Here is a 16,179-nt window from a genome sequence, read left to right as displayed (position 1 = left end):
CGGTCACGTAGCGACGGTTCGCGGAAGACGCGAGACGGAGCGGAAACGGATCTGCGGAGAACGTCGTCTTTGGGCCGATTCGCTGCCCGCTTCAAAAAAAGAAGCCGGGATACGCTGGACTTCAGCGTATCCCGACCTTTTTTGCTTCTGCCGCTTCTGCTTCTGCCGACTTTTCCGTTCCCGTCGCCGGCAGGATGCCGATCGTTTTACGGCGTAACCGTCGAAGGATCGACGGGCAGACCCAGATCTTCTCTCATCAATTGGAAGTAGTTGTCGGGACGCACGAACACGATATCGGCGTTCGAGCTGTAATGGTCCACGACGTCGACGAAGTCCTGATAATCCACGTCCCACGGATTGGCTTGAATGCTTACGAAACGAGGAGCGGTTCCGTCCCAGCCCGCGATCGCGTTGCCGATCTCCATCTCCAGCGTCTCGTACGAATAGCAGTAGTTGGCGTTCAGCACTTGATTCGGCAGCGAGTTGTCGAACACGTTGATGCTGCCGTTGCCGCCGCCTTGAGCGGTCAGGCCGAGCAGATCCGGCGCGTTCTGCGCGAAGCTGATGCCGACGTTGGCGTTGGTCGAGCCGGTAATGGTGTTCCAGATCGTCGCGACCCGAAGACCCGCCCGCTGCATGTAATCGCCGGACAGCGCCGTATATTCGTCCAGATACGTCTGGTTGTCCCAATAGTTCGGATACGTGTATCCCACGCCGCTCGGACCGGAGATCAGCGCGTCGTTCGGCGTCGCGGTATCGTAGAGATAATCGAGCACGCCCGGCATCGCGTCGAGCATCGCCGGCGAGACCGTCCAGCCGAGCGGCACGTCGCCGCGGTTCGCGGCATCCCAGATTTTTTTGAACCGGTGCTCCATGTATTGCAGGTTATCGCCGTCGCTCAAGATCAAGGAGACGTAGATCTTGTTCTCCAGAGCCGGCTTGGCCGGAACCGGCTTTACGGACACGTCGCGCGACGTGCCGCCGAACACGGTCAGATTGGACGAGAAATCGCTGGCGATCGTCGAGATCCCGTATTCGGAAGCGGTCTCGACGCCGAGCTGTTCTTCCGGCCACCAGCCCATGTAGATGCCGCTGCCGTAAGGCATGTCGCCGAAGAAATCTTGCAGCAGCGCTTTTTCCGCCGGGACGGCCGGGTCGAGCCAGACGGTCGCGGTGCCGACGGCGGTCGCGTAATCGCGCAGATAACCTTTGAGATTCGGATTCAGACCCACGATCAGCTTATGCGGCAGGTCCGGCCAATAGTTGTCGTACAGATCTTGATACACTTCGAGCTTATTGGCGTAATCGCCGCGAAGATCGTCGAGGATCGGCAGGTTGTAAGGCGCCGCCGTCAGCTTGCTTACCAGACTCGGCGGCGCGACGATCGCGTCTTCCTGCGAAGCGATGGTCGTCGCCAGATTCACCGTGTCCGGCACGTTGTCGTCGTAGACGACGATGCCGTCGATCTCGCTGCGGTATTTGGTCAGCAGCGACCAGTTGTCCGCGACGTCCTGATGGCCGAGACCGAGCGAGTTCATCCAATTGTATTTGCCTTCTTCGCCTTTGACCGGATTATCGTAAGTATAGATACGCGGCTGTTCGCGGTTCACGATGCCTTTCAGCGAAGTGAACAGCGCCGCTTCTTCGGCCCGATCCAGCGATTCCGTGCCGATCGTGCCGACTTTGATGTACGAAGCGCCGTGCCAGAACACGCGGAATTCGAGATCGTGCCCGGCGGTCGGATTGGCGAAATCCAGTTCGAAACGTTCGTAGCTGGAGGCGTGCGTCCAATCCTGTCTGCGCAGTTCGCGGCTGGCCAAGACCTGCCCGGTCACGTTGTCGCGCACGTCCAGCGTCACCATGACATTGTTGTCGGCCGTGTTGTTGTCGATGATCAGATCGAAGAAAGCGGTATGGTCGCCGGCCGGAATGTCGGTCGCGTAAGGGCCGTAGACCATGTACTTGTTCGGCGCGTCGATCGAGGTCTGCGCCAGCCAGCCGTTCACGTCCGGTCTGCCCGTCTCGTGCTGAAGAGTCGGATCGTTCCATTTGTAATTGTATTCCGTTACCACATCCATGACGTCAAGCGTCGAAGCAGGGGCAGAAAATGACGGGAGCAGTTGTCCGGAAGGCCAATCGAGCCCCGCGGCTTCGGCTTGAGGCACCCAAGACGACGGCAGCGCCGCCGCGATCAGCGTCAGCGCGAAAAATGCGGCCGGGCCTTTCCTTTTCCAACGTTTGTTCAGGTTCATGCTTCTCCTCCTCTTGGATCGAATAGACAGGCTTGTCACGCTTATCGCCGGAACCACCTTCCGGCGGTAATAACATATCATATATGTCTTTTATGTTCAATATGTTTTATGGAAAAAGAATACCAAAAAAAGCTGCACGGCTCTTTCCGAAGAAAGGTCCGGCAGCTTCTGTCGTTTAGCGTTTTATCGTTCCGAAAAAGCCTGCGTGGAGCGGCTCGGTTCGAAACGCATCGTTCCTCGGTCTTTCAACAGCTTCATGAACAGCCCGCCGAGCACGCTACGATGCTGGAAACCGATCTGGCGGGCCGTCACCGTATCCGTCCAATCGGAGAACGGAACGCGGTCCTGCGTCTTGCTCAACATCTCGCCGATCGGAGCGACCAGTTCGGCGAAATCGGCGTTGTCGTCCGCGAGCGAAGCCGCCCAGACGAGCCAATCGGATTTGGTATAATCGGCGCGGCTGTCGAGCGGCGTGCCGTAAGCGTTGCGTTTTTCCTTATACCAAGACACTTCGCGCCGGATCATGTCGGAATCGAACAAACCGGTGCCGTAGAGGGTATCCCAGATCAGATTGTATTTCAGGCTCCATGTTCCGTCTTGGCCGAACGCCAGCTTCGTATGATCGCCGTCGTCCGCCAGTTCGCTCCATTTGCCCGCCATATCGCGCGCGATGTCCATATAACGCTGCGCTTCGGCTTCGTCCCCTTGCAGACGCTTGAGGATCGAGAAGCTGGCGACGCCCATCACCGCTTTGACCGACAGGTTCGCGTTGCGCGCCAGATGGCCGGCAAAATCGTCGGTGCAGAGCTGATTCTCGGGGTCCAGCCCGTATTCGATCAGATAGCGTACCCACGCTTCCCACAGATCCGTCTGCGCCAAAATGTATTCGCGGTCTCCGCCCGCCAAACAGGTCGAAGCCGCCATCACGAGCATGTTGCCCGATTCTTCGACCGGCATCTGGTACTCCAATTTGTTCTCGCCGTACACCTGCCCGTTGCCGAGCGGATACTGCCCGATATCGTGCGGCGCGAAATCGAACGGCCAGTCGCCGCTTCTCGCGTATTTGACGATCGGGCGGATCATGCCTTCGACCAGTTCCGGCGCGTACAGCAGGAACAGCGGGATCGACGGATAGCTGACGTCCACCGTCGCCAGACAGCCGTTGCTGTAACACTCTTTGGACAAGAACAGCAGCTTGCCTTCGGCGTCCGCGACCAGCTTGTGGGCCGCGATCGCCTGACGGTATCCCAGCGCCAGCAGTTCCGCGTAACGTTCGCCGCCGCTGCCCGACGCTTCTTCCGACAGCTGACGGTCGAACGCGTCGCAGCGTTCGATCAACGCGTCGTGTTCGGCGAAAGCCGCTTCGATCATCGTCCGCGCGTCCATGCCGCTTCGTTTCCAATACGCTTCGAGCCGATCGCCGAAATATTCCATCGCATAGACGTCGTCGTAAGCGAATACGATCCGGCGCCGGGTACCTTCTCCGTTTACCGATCCGCAGTCGAACGCGAGCGCGGCGACCGGCTGATCGTCGCGCACGACGCGCGGAGCCGCCGACAGATCTTCCGCTTGCAATGCCTCGCCGCGCGCGAAAGCTTTCCGCAGCGCCGCCGTTCCCAGCAGGGCCGTCGTGCCTCCGTCTTGCTCCGCGTTCAGATAGAAATACCCCCAATCGATGCGGTGATCGTCGCCCGAGCGATTGAGCGGTTCCTGAATCTCGTGTCCCAGCTTCAGCGACACGAGATCTCCGATATCGGACCGCTCTCCGAGCACGCGCTGCTGCGGCCGATCCACGCACCATTCGCCGGTCGCGTCGAAATAAATCTGCACGTCGTGATGCCGGCCGTCCGTTGATTGCGCTTCCAAATCGAGATACGAAGCCGGGCGCGACAGCACGTCGAGATCGTCCAGCAGCAGCGGCGAAGCGAAACGCAGATTCAACCGCACGCCCGACGCTTCGAACGTATAGAACGTGCTGAGCGCCGTAACGCGCAGCCCCGTCTGCTCCATCGCGGGCGGTTCGGGATAATAACGTTCCGCGTTCGGCTCGACTTGTCCGGCGAAACGAAACACGCTGCCGTCGATCCGGATCAACCCGACCATGCCGTGGCGCTGGCCCGTCCAATGGCGGGTATGGTCATCGGTCAACCGGTCGGCGAAAGACCAGACGCTGAAATAAGGGTCGACGGTAACGAGCGGAACTGCGGAAGGACGAATCGCATTCATCTCTAACACTCCTTATAATTGAATTATTTGATATGATCAATATATAAGGAATGCTTTTGAAGTGTCAATGCGGAATAACGCCGTTCGCGAGGCTTCATGTCGTCATTCCGACCTGATTTCGCAAAGAGGAATGAATCGGTCGGCGATCCGCGAAGTTTCGTCTTTCCGATATGCCCCTTATCCCAGCACGTACAAAAAAGAGCCTGAAAAGGCTTAAGCCTCTCCAAACTCTTCGATCGGATATAACGAACATTCGGTTCATCGGCTCGCTTCTACAGTATCGTCCATGTAGCGCTTCACTCCGTCCACGCTCATATCGAGCGCGATCGCGAATTCGTCGCAGACCATTTCTTCGGCACGGCGAAGATAAGTGCGGTCGGTCTGATTGAGCTTCTTGCCGCCGCTGGCGATTTCGTCATGCTTGCGGTGGATGATCTTGATCAGCTTCAGCAGCCGTTCGGCGCTGCCCCGTTGGATCAGGCGATCATAATGCGCCGACAGCACTTTGGTATTGCCGCAGTACTGCCCGTAATCGCCGTCTTCGATCGACGACATGCTCTCGATCAACGTTCGAGCTTCTTCGCCGCTGACCAGCGGACGGATAAACACCTGCGTATCCACGGGCGTGTAAATCTTCATGTCGCTGTTCATCGGCGACAAGGTGTAATACGCTCTGGCTTCGTCGAAGCCTTGAACGTCGGAAAGCCCGATCTCGTCGACGTGACAGACTCCGTGGCTTCCGTAAATCATATAATCTCCTGCATCGAACATGGTTTTTGCCTCCTGTCGACCGGAGCATCACGTTCGCGTCCCGGTCGTTTTGTCGTGCAAAATCCCGGCGATACGACCTCGTCGATCGCATACGAAACCCGTCTGCTCTCTTCGGCAAACGTTCGGTTATCTTTCAGTATAACACGGTTTCCTTATCCCCGTACGGCGCGCGTCAAAAGCGAAAGGCCTTATTCCGCCGAATTCGCCCCTATTCATCCCTATAAGACGGAATAAATAAAAGCCGAACCTTTTCTATTCCGCTGCCGCATGTCGTCAAGGCAATCTAACGAGCGCGCGGCAAAGCGGATTCAACGGTCGTTTAAGCCTTTGCCGTCCAGAATGCGCGGAAAATGTTTCTCGATGCGGGCTTCCCGGGTCTTGGACTGTTTGGGTTCGGTAAAATGCAGCAGGTAAGCTCTTCTCCGTCCAGGCGTCAGCGCTTCGAACGCTGCGCGGAAAGCGGCATCGCCGTCGAAGCGGGTTTGCAGCTCGATCGGGACCGCGAATTCTTCGGCCGGCTTCAATTCGACGGTCAGCCCGGCCCGTTCGATTTCGATCGCGTCCCGCATATACGCGGCGATCTGCTCCGCTTTGCGCTCGACCTCGCTCAGGTTTGAGAAACGAAGCTGCCGCGCCGCCTGCACTTTCTGCGTCTGCCGAATGAGCAGCCTGTCGTTGTCCGGCATCAAGGCTCCTTTCATGAACAAGACCGCGCAGTACTCTTTAAAGCCGTGAATCAGAAACACGTTTCCGCCTTCGAACGTGTAACAGGGCTGGCCCCATTTCAATTCTTCGGTCAAGCCGCTGTCCAAAGCCAGATTTCTGAGAACTTCGAATTCCGGTTTCCACTGCTCCGTTCGCTCCATGAACGCGTCCACTTTAGGATTGGGCTGCCGTCTCGCCATGTTCGTTCTCCTCCGTTTGCCATGAATGAAAGTCTTCTTGATTATACCTGTTTTTTCTCCGATCTCCTCTTGCCGTCGACGCGATTTTGGCTTATTCTGAAGACGTAAAGAAAATTTTTTTCACGAATAATATGCAATATAGAAAAATGTTTTTCATCAAGGAGGACTGCCATGTCTGCCCTGCTATCGCTGCTGCGTGAACAAATCGAACGCTTCTCGCCGCAGGAAAAGCGTCTGGCCGAATATATCTTGGAAGACCCGGAGCAGGTCCAGCGCATGGGGATCATCGAACTGGCCGCCGCCTGCGGAACCAGCCCGGCGACCGTGACCCGGTTCTGCAAATCGCTGCGGTTCAAAGGATTCCCCGACTTCAAAATGCGTCTGATCGGCGAGCTGTCGCGGACCGCGGACGCCGGCACGTATCAAGACATCGTCGCGGGACGGCCGCTCAAAGAAATCGTCCGCGCGATCGAAGCCAACCATATGACCTCGATTACCGATACCACGCGCCTTCTCGATCTCGAGGTCTTGGAACGGGCCATCTCGACGCTGCGTTCGGCTCGCCGCATCGATCTGTACGGCATGGGCACGTCTTCCATCGTCGCTCAAGATTTCTATCAGAAGCTGATCCGGTTAGGCAAAAGCTGTACCGCCTTCGCGGATTCCCATATGCAGATCACTTCCGCTTCCACGCTGAACGAAGGCGACGTCGCGTTCGCGATCTCGTATTCGGGCGAGACGCCGGAGACGATCGCCGCGCTGCAATGCGCCAAAGACGCGGGCGCGTTGACGCTGTCGCTGACCCGTTACGGAACCAGCCCGCTGCCTGCGCTGGCCGATATTCCGCTGTACACGTCTTCGCTGGAAGAAGGCGTGCGGCGCGGTCCGATGGCGTCGCGAATCGCGCAGCTTCACGTGATCGATATCCTGTTTACCGGAATGATCAGCGAAGGTTTCGAAGAATACGTGCCTATGCTCGAACAGTCTTATCACAATGTTCGCCAGTATCTTAATCCATCCGGAGGTGCCCAATCATGAATTTGTTGACGTTCCGTACCGAAGAAGATCTGAACCGCGCCGGAGCCGGCCTGATCGCCAGCCTGCTCCAGACGAATCCGCGTGCCGTGCTGGGACTTGCCACCGGCAGCACGCCGATCGGCATTTACGAAGAACTGGTCAAGCTGTATCAAGGCGGAAGCGTCAGCTTCGCTCGTGCGCGTTCGTACAATCTCGACGAATATGTCGGCTTGTCGGGCAGCCATCCGGCGAGCTACCGCTGCTTCATGAATACGCATCTGTTCGACCAGGTCGATATCGACCCGGCGAACACGCATGTGCCGAACGGCCTCGCGGTCGATCTGGAACAGGAATGCGCGTATTACGACGCCATGATCGAAGACGAAGGCATCGACCTGCAGCTGCTCGGACTCGGGCACAACGGCCATATCGGCTTCAACGAACCCGACGATTCTCTGATCGCCGGCACGCATGCCGCGACGCTTCAGCATCGGACGCGCGAAGCCAACGCCCGTTTCTTCGATTCGATCCGTGACGTGCCGAAGCAGGCGATCACGATGGGCGTCGCTCCGATCATGAAAGCTCGTCAGGTGATGCTGGTAATCCGCGGCGAATCCAAAGCCGAGATCGCCAAGCAGGCGCTGACCGGCCCGATCACGACGAAGTGTCCGGCTTCGCTGCTGCAGCTGCATCCGAATCTGGTCGTGCTGATGGACGAAGCGGCGGGAGCGTGGGCCAAATGAGCGGAACTCCACTCGGAACGCGGCTTGACGGTCGCAAAGGACTGCTGAAATTCGTCAACGCGAATATCGTTACGCCGGACGGCATCGTCGAAGGCGGAAGCTGCCTGACGGCGGACGGCTGGATCGTATCGGTAGATCCTCCGGTCGGCGAAGACGGGGAAGAAACCGTCGGGACCGCGGCAAAAAGCGGAGCCGCATCCGGCGACGGCGCGGTTGCGGACAATTCAGCGGGAAGCGAAAGCGCGGATCCAAGCGGCGACGTACGGGTCGTCGACGCGCAGGGCGGCTGGCTGCTGCCGGGCTTCGTGGATATCCATGTCCACGGAGGAATGGGCGAAGACTTTATGGACGCCGCCAAGCCCGGCGTGCTGGACACCATCGCCAAGTTCCACGGCTCGCACGGTTCCACGTCGATGCTGGCGACGACCATGACGGCGACGCGCGGCATGATCGACGGCGTGCTGGAAGCCGTCTGGGCTTACCGGCAGCGGGGCGAGATGCCCGGCGCGAGCATCGAAGGCGTGCATCTGGAAGGGCCGTTCATCAGCCCGAAATGGCCGGGGGCGCAGAACCCGGCGCATATCTCGCCGCCGCGCACGGATTGGCTGGAAGACTGGGAAGCCCGCTTCCCGGGCTTGATCCGCCAAGTGACGTTGGCGCCCGAGCGCGAAGGCGCGCCGGAGACGGTCGCCTGGCTGCGGGCGAACGGCATTACGGCGGCGATGGGACACACCGACGCCAGCTACGAGGAAGTGCTGGCGGCCGTGGAAGCCGGCCTGAACCATGCGGTGCACACCTTCAACGCGATGACGCCGCTGCATCATCGCAAACCCGGCGCGGCCGGCGCCGCGCTCGGCACGGATGCCATCGCGGCCGAGGTGATCGCGGACGGGATTCATGTCCATCCCGGCGCGGTCAAGCTGCTGGCGAAGGTGAAGACGGACGGCAATCTCGTCCTCGTCACCGACGCCATGTCCGCCGCGGGACTCGGCGACGGGGATTATTTCCTCGGCGACATGCCCGTGGTCGTGAAAGACGGCGTCGCCCTCACGCAGGGCGGCGCGCTCGCGGGCAGCCGCCTGACGATGGCGGAAGGCTTCCGCTTCCTCGTTCGCGAGGCGGGCCTCAGCGTGGAGCGCGCCTCCGACGCGGCCAGCGGCGCGCCGGCCCGGCAGGCCGGCCTTTATGCCTTTGCCGGCTCGATCCAGCCGGGCAAACGCGCCGACTTCGTCTGGATGGACGAAGCGCTGGAACTGCGCGGCGTGTGGGCCGCCGGGCGCAAGATCGGCTGAACAAGGTTCGCGCCGCTGCACGAAAAGCCCCCGAAACCCGTATATGGCGGGTTTCGGGGGCTTTTGTCTTACCGAACGAACAAGTTTGTTTTGGGTCGCGAGTCGCGAGTCGACCTCGCGAATGCGCGCGGTTTATCACGACGGCTTGGCGCTTCTCCATGCTTCGGCCATCCGCTCCGCCAACTCGGCCGTTCCGGCGGCCGCGATGCTTTCGGTTCCCCAATCGAACGGGCGTCCCGCCGCGTCCGTGACGATGCCGCCCGCTTCGCGGATCAACAGCGCGCCGGCCAGCCAATCGTAGATGCCCGAACCGAACTCGATATAACCGTCGGCGCGGCCGCAGGCGATATAAGCCAATTGGAGCGCCACCGAACCGAGCATGCGTCCCGCGGCGATCTGCGGCAGCAGCAGATCCAAGCTGCGCGTCGTTCGCGCGGCGTTGTCTCGTTCGAGCGCCGAATCTCCGGGAGGCGAGGTCAGCAGGACGGAATCGTCCAGATCCTTTTTGCCGGACGGAGCGATACGCATGCCGTTCAGATAAGCGCCGCCTCCGGCTTGCGCATGGAACAGTTCTCCCCGAACGGCATCGTAGATGACGCCGAATACCGCCTGTCCCCGTTCTACCAGACACAGCGAGATCGACCAGAACGGGAAGCCTTGAATCAGGTTCACCGCGCCGTCGATCGGATCGAGTACCCAATAAGGAGACTCGCTTTCCGGTCCTTCCTGAGCGCTCATGTCCAATTCCGCCTGCGACCAGCAAATGTCCGGATGCAAGGGCGTCAAAGCCGACCGGATCTCCCGTTCCGCCCATCCGTTCAGCTCGTCGAAACGCCGATGCATCCCCGCTCGACTGTCCGGACGGCCGGCGGCTTCGTTTCTTTGCGGAAGCTCCTCGCCTACTTTTCGCAGAATCGACTCGATCGCTTGCAGATTGATTTCGGTCATGGTGATTTGCTCCTTTTCGTTTAAGGTGTATTTCAGAATACTACTATAAACTAGCCTAGAAAAAAGACACTCCTTCGAGTATCTTTTTCTTCTCTTCGCGAGAAGTCGCGCCGCCGCATCGAGAATCGGCCTGATCGCGTTTCCGGAAACGAACGTCGAACTTATTTTTCTCCGCCGCTTGCCCTCTCCGCGTCTTGACCCAACAGTCCGCCGTAAAGGCTGCGGATCGCCTGATAGTCGCGGCCGTATCGCTCTTCGAGCTGCGCGCCGAAATCTTCTTCGATACGCTGAACGATCAAGTCGTGCGCGAACGCGTTCTCCAGCAGTCCGGCGATCGCCGGATGGTCGCTCTCCAGCGCGGACAGTTGAATCCGGCGGCCGAAGCTTCCGATCAATCCGTAAGTACGGTCGCACAGCAGCGTGAAGCGCCGGACTTCGGAAGCCTCCGCGTCTTCGGGCCGCCGATGATTCAGCACGGTCTTCAACGCGGTCGATCTTCTGCCGATCAACATGACGGCCGCCTGCACGCCCCGCCGTTCGGCGGCAAGCAGTTCCTCTTCGAACCATTCCAAATCTTCTTCCCATACATCGACCAGAATCGTATGCTGCGCGCCCGAGATCAAGCGGCGGATCGTCAATTCGACCGCTTTGTCGCCTTTCCACGTTCCGAACGACGAGCCGCGTTTGGGCGGCGCGGCCAACTCTTCGAGCAGCATGCCGGTAGACCGTTCGAAGTCCGTTTTCAGCAGCCGCACCACGTCGCCGATCGGTACCGCTTCGTACAGCACGGGATCGGCTTCGATCATTCGGCAGATGCCTTTTTCGCTTAATGCGCGCAGCGCCGCATAGACATTGGTCCGCGACACCGATACCCGCTTCGCCACTTCGTACCCGGATAACGACGATTCGCCGTGCAGGGCCAGATAACAGCGCGCTTCCAGATCGGACAATCCGATCTTTCGAAGTTCTTCGATCAACAATCTTCCTCCTTCAACTTGATTCGACTATACGTGTTATTTTAAAATACTACTAAGTTCTTGTCAACTCGACGGCTGCTTGTTCCCGATTCGTTATCGCTGTTTTCGCCGTCCGCCGTAACCGCAGCAAAAAAGCCGCGCTTTCCGCTCGAAAGCAGAAATCGCGGCTTTTTGCCGTTCGCGTCAGCGACGGATGCGGAGAACCGCAACCGGCCTTTCTCCGCGATCGCCAAGCGATTCGCGTCGACCTTATACCCGGCGATTGCGCAGCGCCTCCGACAGATCGCGAAGCTGCGACGTATACGCGAAGGTCTCTGTCGAAAACGTGAACTTGTCCTGCGACAACCGGTACAGATGGCCGATTCGCTGATCGCTCTGCAAAAATCCTTGAAGCACCTGCTCCAGCGACACGGAAAAACCGGCCAGATCGGATACGATATGATCGTTGACGCCTTTGATTCGCGACATGCTGCCTCTGAGATGCTGCTCGGTATCCAGAATGCGCGCGAACACGTCTTTGGTCCGGTTCGAAGCGGCGATGACTTCGTCCACGGCCGAGGTCTTCAGCGCGAACTCCCGGTCCAGATCGTCGACGTTCGCGGTCACTTCTTGAACTTTGCCGTCGATCTCCAGCAGGGCGGACTTGCTCTGATCGGCCAGCTTGCGGACTTCCTGCGCGACTACCGCGAAGCCTCTTCCCTGCTCTCCGGCACGGGCTGCTTCGATGCTGGCGTTCAGCGCGAGCAGATTCGTCTGGTTGGCGATCTCCTGAATCGTGGAGGCAAAGTCCGAGATGGACGAGACTTCGCTCTTAAGCACTTGAATAGAAGCGCGGAATTGATTGAAGATCGTTTTGAGCGAATCGATCTCGGTGCTCAGCGCATCCACGCTTCTGCCGCCTTCCACGATGACGGTATAGTTCTGTTCGCTCTGCTGCTCCACTTCGCGCGTAATCGAGGTCACGTTCTCCGTTTGGTCCACGATCTCGCGGATGCTTTGAACCGAACGGTTCAGACGGCCGTTTTGTTCCGCCATATCGGATTTGAGCAGCGCCACCTGATCCATCAATTCGCTGTCTTTGGACGAGTTCTTGGACGTCGACTGCTCGAGCAGGCCTACCAAATCGCCGAGCGATTTGACGACGTTGGCATATTCGCTCTCCGATAAGCCTTGCAGCGTTTCGAGCGCCTCTTCCTGCTGCGGCGCGGAGAGACCTTGTCTGGACTTCAAGGAAGTCAGGATGCTTAATACGTTCATGCCGATTCCCCCTGTCTGAGCGTCCCGAATCCGAGCAGCACCAGCGTCTGGTTCAACTGGGTCCGGTTCAACTGCTCGCCGTAGCTGCAGAATCCGCCTAAGTTAGGCAGTTTCTCCAGATGACCGTTCAGCGCGGGGAACAGCTTCTCGTTATGGAATTGAAATTTGCGCAGGATGCAGTTGATCGCGAGCACGCCGTCCAAACGGGCGAAACGGCCGCGGAACGTATCCAACGTCTGACGAATCGTGGTCACCGGGTCTTTCGGAGACAGCACGTCGACGGTCATGCCTTCGAACAGTTGGCAGTAGAATTTGACGCTGCCGTCCGGCAGCACGTCGAACGGGGAAGCGATGTAGACTTCTTCGTTCACGACCCGCCCGAGCGGATTGGTCATGAAATAACGGCTCAGTTCGCCGGCCGACGCGCCGAGCAGACGAGCGTATTCCGCCGCTGCCGGCCGGCCGTTGAATTCGTGCACGATGCGGGCGCCCGGATCGGCTTTGGTGATTTTCATCGTTTTGCCGGTCGGCGCGAAAATATTTTCTTTGGCGATATGGAACGCGGTATCCGGCTTCACGAACAGCACGAGGCCGCCGGTATGGGAGACTTGACCCTGATACGAGACCTGCGTCCGCTCGAACTTCGCGTCGTCGCCCGCCGTTCCGCCGAACAACGGGAATCCTTCGCGCACGAACACCGAATTGACGACCGACAGCATCTTCTCTTCCGCTCCGACCAAGCCGTTAGGGAATACGAGGCCGAGGCCTTCCCGTTCGGGAGCGGCGCTGCCGCCGTCGATGCCGACCTGCCGGGACGCGTCCACCAGACGGTCGCGGTAGAACATCGGATATTTGACGATATCTTCGATCAGGACGCCTTTCGCTTTGAGCGCTCCCGCGAAGCTCATGGCCGACAAGCTTTTTTCGGAAAAACCGTTCGGTCCCAATTCGCCTACCGTCGTCAGCCCCAGTACTTCGGCATTCGGAAAAGCATCCCGGAACAAGGTGCTCAAAGCTTGAAAGTCATATACGGTGCTGGCGAAAAAAATGACGGCTTTGGCTTGCGGAGACAGCTTGGCCCGAATCTCCTGAAAAGCTTGCGTCGTGTCTGTGTTTGTCGTAAGGAAAGATTTGATTTCCATGTGCATGACTCCTTTATATGAAAGTTCGCTCTTCGAAGCAAGAAACGGAGCAGCGCGCGTCGAGCTCTCTTGCTGATGAATTTACTATCTCTATCGGCAATTATGTTGGGCAAAATAAGATGAAAACCAAAATAATTGTCGAATTTAAGGAACCGGTTCCTTCGAATCGTTTCGAAATACGCTTTCTGAGAGCATGCCTGATATTCTCCTGAATTCTCGCTTATTCTTGGTTATTCTCTGCTTTTTCTTCATTATTCGGATTGCGGATTCTATGAGTGCCAGATACTCATCGGAACTTTAGTCTAACAGGAACGGAAGCCTTTTTGTCGTTAAATGTCGAATTGGCGGGAGCAGAATTCGGTTATGCCAGGACCGGAGCAGACGGCTGCGAAGCTTCGCGTTCTTGCCCCGAAAGACTACGCGCCGCAAGAATTCGAGACGCCAAAAAGCCGCCGGCAATCCGGCGGCTTTCCGAACTTATAAACATGATTCCGTACGAAAGCTCGCGATCGGCTTACGCTATGCGCGGCCTGACCGAGAACGATCGCTTAAAACGCATGGCGCGTGACGGTAAATTGGAACACGACGCCGAACGGATCGCGAACGGCTCCGTAACCGCTGCTGAACGAATTGGCGGCGAGCGGAACCAGCACCGTCGTGCGCTCGTCTGCGGTCAAACGCTCGTAGCAGCGCACGATCTCGTCGTGGCCTTGAGACTGCAAACAAAGCGAAAAGTCGTTTCCGGCGCTCCAAGGGCGCGTCGGGTCCATCTGTTCTTCGGCGATCATCAGCTTGGTGCTGCCGATCCGCAGCACGGAATGGGTGATATGATTCTCTTGTCCGGCTTCGTAACGGAAATCCGGGTCCATTTTCTTCATCTCCGCATAGCTGACTTTCAGCAGCACCTCGGCTTCCAGCGTTCGTTCATAGAATTCGATCGCTTCGGCGGCGCGCCCATTGAGCGAAAGAAACGGAATGGCTTCGAGCGAATAGTCGTTTTGCGGTTGATTCATGATTAACTCCTCCTTCGAATATCGGCGATATGGACAATATAATCGTTAAAGGTGTCAGAATATGATACCTTTTGAACAGATGATCGAAAAATAAAACCGGATAAGAACAGGAGGGTCATCATGAACAGATCGGAGCGATTGAATCGGATACAGCGATACGCGTACCGCAAACGAAACTTCACGCTGCGCGAGCTGATGCAAGAATTCGGCATCTCCCGAAGTACCGCGCTGCGCGATATCGAAGCGCTGGAAACGATCGGACTGCCGCTGTACGCCGATCGAGGCCGCGGCGGGGGTTATCGGGTGTTGGAGACGGCTTCGCTGCCGCCGGTCTCGTTCACGAACCGCGAGATCTTGGCGTTGTATTTCGCGATGCAGACGCTGCGCGGCTTATCCGACGACGCGCTGCGCGTCTCGTTCGATTCGATCCACGCGAAGTTTCTGGAGGTGGTGTCCGAACCGCAGCGCGAACAGATCGAACGTTTCCGGCATCGGATCGCTTTCTATCCCGACGAACCGGCCGAGGCGGGAGCTTGTCTGGAAACGCTGCTGCAAGCCGCCGTGCGCGGCGAGGTGTTGGCGATTCGGTATGCGCCGCGCAGTCGGACGCGCGGCGGAGACGTAGAGCATGAGGGTTCGGCCGGCGAAGGCAGGGATGACGAAGGTATGAACGTCGGAAGAACGGACGGGATTCGTCCGGCCGGCGGGGCGGCGGGCAGTCCGGACGAGCGAAGCAGCGGCGAAGGCCTGCGCAGCGGAAGCGCGGACGGGATTCGTCCGGCAAGCGGCAGGGCCGAAGAACCTGCCGAAGCCGATCGGCAGGCTCTTCGGCCCGAACGGGACGCGAGCTTGCGGCGCATTCAGCCGTTCGCCGTATATGCGGCGCGCGGCTTCTGGTACTGCCGCGCGTACGATCTGGATAAGCGGGAATACCGCGTATTCCGCTGCGATCGCGTGCTGTCGGCGGAGGTTACCGCCGACGAACCGGTCGAAGAGCTGCGCGCTTTCGACCTGCGCGACGCGCACACGCTGCGCCGCCCTTCGGCGGAAGCGATCGCGTTCCGCTGCGCCGTGGCGCCCGAAGCCGCCGCGCAGCTGCGGCGCAGGCTCTATCCGTCGATGGCGCTGAGCGAAGCGCCGGAAACGGCCGGCCGGCTGATTCTCGCCGGCCGTTACGAACCGCAGGAGACGGAATTCATCGTCTCCTTCCTCGCTTCTTTCGGCTCCGCGCTCCGGGTGCTGGAGCCGGAATCGCTGCGCGGCGAGCTTCGCGCGCATTATCTGCGGCTAATCGAGGCGCTGTAAACGGCAGCGGCCGAGTCTGCAGGCGCTTTTACCGATAGCCCCCAAATAGGCAGCCGGTCGAAGCGCAGCAGCGTGCTGCCGCTGAATTCGCATTCGACGGAGACTGTAAGACCGGGAACAGGCTACATGAACAAAAAAGCAATCTAAACGCCAGATTACGCATTTAGAACGCCTTTCGTTGACAATTAGGCAACGTAGACGTCTCATACAAGCAGAAAACAGCAAATTAACGCTTCTACATTGCCTTTTTGTCAATCTAAGTCGCTTATCTGCTTTCATTTGTGCCTCTACATTGACTATTCGGCAATGTAACTCGTGCGAGGTCGAATTA

13 protein-coding genes are annotated in these 16,179 nt (G+C 58.6%); 4 read left to right on the top strand and 9 right to left on the bottom strand.

Going from position 1 to position 16,179, the window contains the following annotated elements; all coding sequences use genetic code 11:
* Window positions 1-206: 206 nt before the first annotated feature.
* From CDO73_RS12055 to CDO73_RS12040, 4 genes are all read right to left on the bottom strand, one after another.
* A complete protein-coding gene (locus CDO73_RS12055) occupies window positions 207-2,252 on the bottom strand; it encodes a GxGYxYP domain-containing protein (RefSeq protein WP_088488778.1) in 2,046 nt (681 codons plus the stop codon).
* Window positions 2,253-2,435: 183 nt separating this feature from the next.
* Entirely contained in the window at window positions 2,436-4,478 is a 2,043-nt protein-coding gene (locus CDO73_RS12050; protein ID WP_088488777.1) for a glutaminase family protein, read from the bottom strand.
* A gap of 258 nt (window positions 4,479-4,736) precedes the next feature.
* Entirely contained in the window at window positions 4,737-5,249 is a 513-nt protein-coding gene (locus tag CDO73_RS12045) for a CarD family transcriptional regulator (protein ID WP_088488776.1), read from the bottom strand.
* Between the two features lie 308 nt (window positions 5,250-5,557).
* Window positions 5,558-6,154, bottom strand: coding sequence for a YdeI/OmpD-associated family protein (locus tag CDO73_RS12040; protein WP_088488775.1), 597 nt, complete (start codon window positions 6,152-6,154; stop codon window positions 5,558-5,560).
* Window positions 6,155-6,325: 171 nt separating this feature from the next.
* On the opposite strand from CDO73_RS12040, the gene CDO73_RS12035 reads away from it, so the two are divergent.
* The 3 genes from CDO73_RS12035 to nagA are packed head-to-tail and all read left to right on the top strand — an operon-like array spanning window position 6,326 to window position 9,206.
* The gene (locus CDO73_RS12035) at window positions 6,326-7,192 is read left to right on the top strand and encodes a MurR/RpiR family transcriptional regulator (protein ID WP_088488774.1); all 867 of its coding nucleotides are present in this window, start codon (window positions 6,326-6,328) and stop codon (window positions 7,190-7,192) included.
* Entirely contained in the window at window positions 7,189-7,914 is a 726-nt protein-coding gene (gene nagB / locus CDO73_RS12030) for a glucosamine-6-phosphate deaminase (RefSeq protein ID WP_088488773.1), read from the top strand. The genes CDO73_RS12035 and nagB overlap by 4 nt, the downstream gene beginning before the upstream one ends.
* Window positions 7,911-9,206 carry an N-acetylglucosamine-6-phosphate deacetylase gene (nagA, locus tag CDO73_RS12025; RefSeq protein ID WP_088488772.1) on the top strand — a complete coding sequence of 432 codons (1,296 nt, stop codon included), beginning with the start codon at window positions 7,911-7,913 and terminating at the stop codon, window positions 9,204-9,206. Before nagB ends, nagA begins: the two co-directional genes overlap by 4 nt.
* Window positions 9,207-9,341: 135 nt before the next feature.
* On the opposite strand, the gene CDO73_RS12020 is transcribed toward nagA, so the two are convergent.
* The 5 genes from CDO73_RS12020 to CDO73_RS11995 all read right to left on the bottom strand — a co-directional run bounded on the left by CDO73_RS12020 (window position 9,342) and on the right by CDO73_RS11995 (window position 14,543).
* Window positions 9,342-10,154 (bottom strand): inositol monophosphatase family protein, encoded by an 813-nt coding sequence (locus CDO73_RS12020; protein WP_088488771.1) that lies wholly within the window; start codon window positions 10,152-10,154, stop codon window positions 9,342-9,344.
* A 161-nt stretch (window positions 10,155-10,315) separates the two neighbouring features.
* Entirely contained in the window at window positions 10,316-11,131 is an 816-nt protein-coding gene (locus tag CDO73_RS12015; RefSeq protein ID WP_088488770.1) for a TrmB family transcriptional regulator, read from the bottom strand.
* Window positions 11,132-11,380: 249 nt separating this feature from the next.
* Window positions 11,381-12,388, bottom strand: coding sequence for a methyl-accepting chemotaxis protein (locus CDO73_RS26480; protein ID WP_143536126.1), 1,008 nt, complete (start codon window positions 12,386-12,388; stop codon window positions 11,381-11,383).
* The gene (locus tag CDO73_RS12005; protein ID WP_179218680.1) at window positions 12,385-13,530 is read right to left on the bottom strand and encodes an FIST signal transduction protein; all 1,146 of its coding nucleotides are present in this window, start codon (window positions 13,528-13,530) and stop codon (window positions 12,385-12,387) included. The genes CDO73_RS26480 and CDO73_RS12005 overlap by 4 nt, the downstream gene beginning before the upstream one ends.
* A 548-nt stretch (window positions 13,531-14,078) precedes the next feature.
* Window positions 14,079-14,543, bottom strand: a complete 465-nt coding sequence (locus tag CDO73_RS11995) for a VOC family protein (RefSeq protein WP_088488767.1) — start codon at window positions 14,541-14,543, stop codon at window positions 14,079-14,081.
* 120 nt (window positions 14,544-14,663) lie between these two features.
* On the opposite strand from CDO73_RS11995, the gene CDO73_RS11990 reads away from it, so the two are divergent.
* Window positions 14,664-15,848 (top strand): helix-turn-helix transcriptional regulator, encoded by a 1,185-nt coding sequence (locus tag CDO73_RS11990; protein WP_088488766.1) that lies wholly within the window; start codon window positions 14,664-14,666, stop codon window positions 15,846-15,848.
* The last annotated feature ends 331 nt before the right edge of the window (window positions 15,849-16,179 follow it).

This window comes from Saccharibacillus sp. O23 (assembly GCF_002205895.1).
Taxonomy (GTDB): Bacteria; Bacillota; Bacilli; order Paenibacillales; family Paenibacillaceae; genus Saccharibacillus.
Note: the sequence above shows the minus strand (reverse complement) of the source record. Positions and strands in the feature narration are given on the sequence as shown.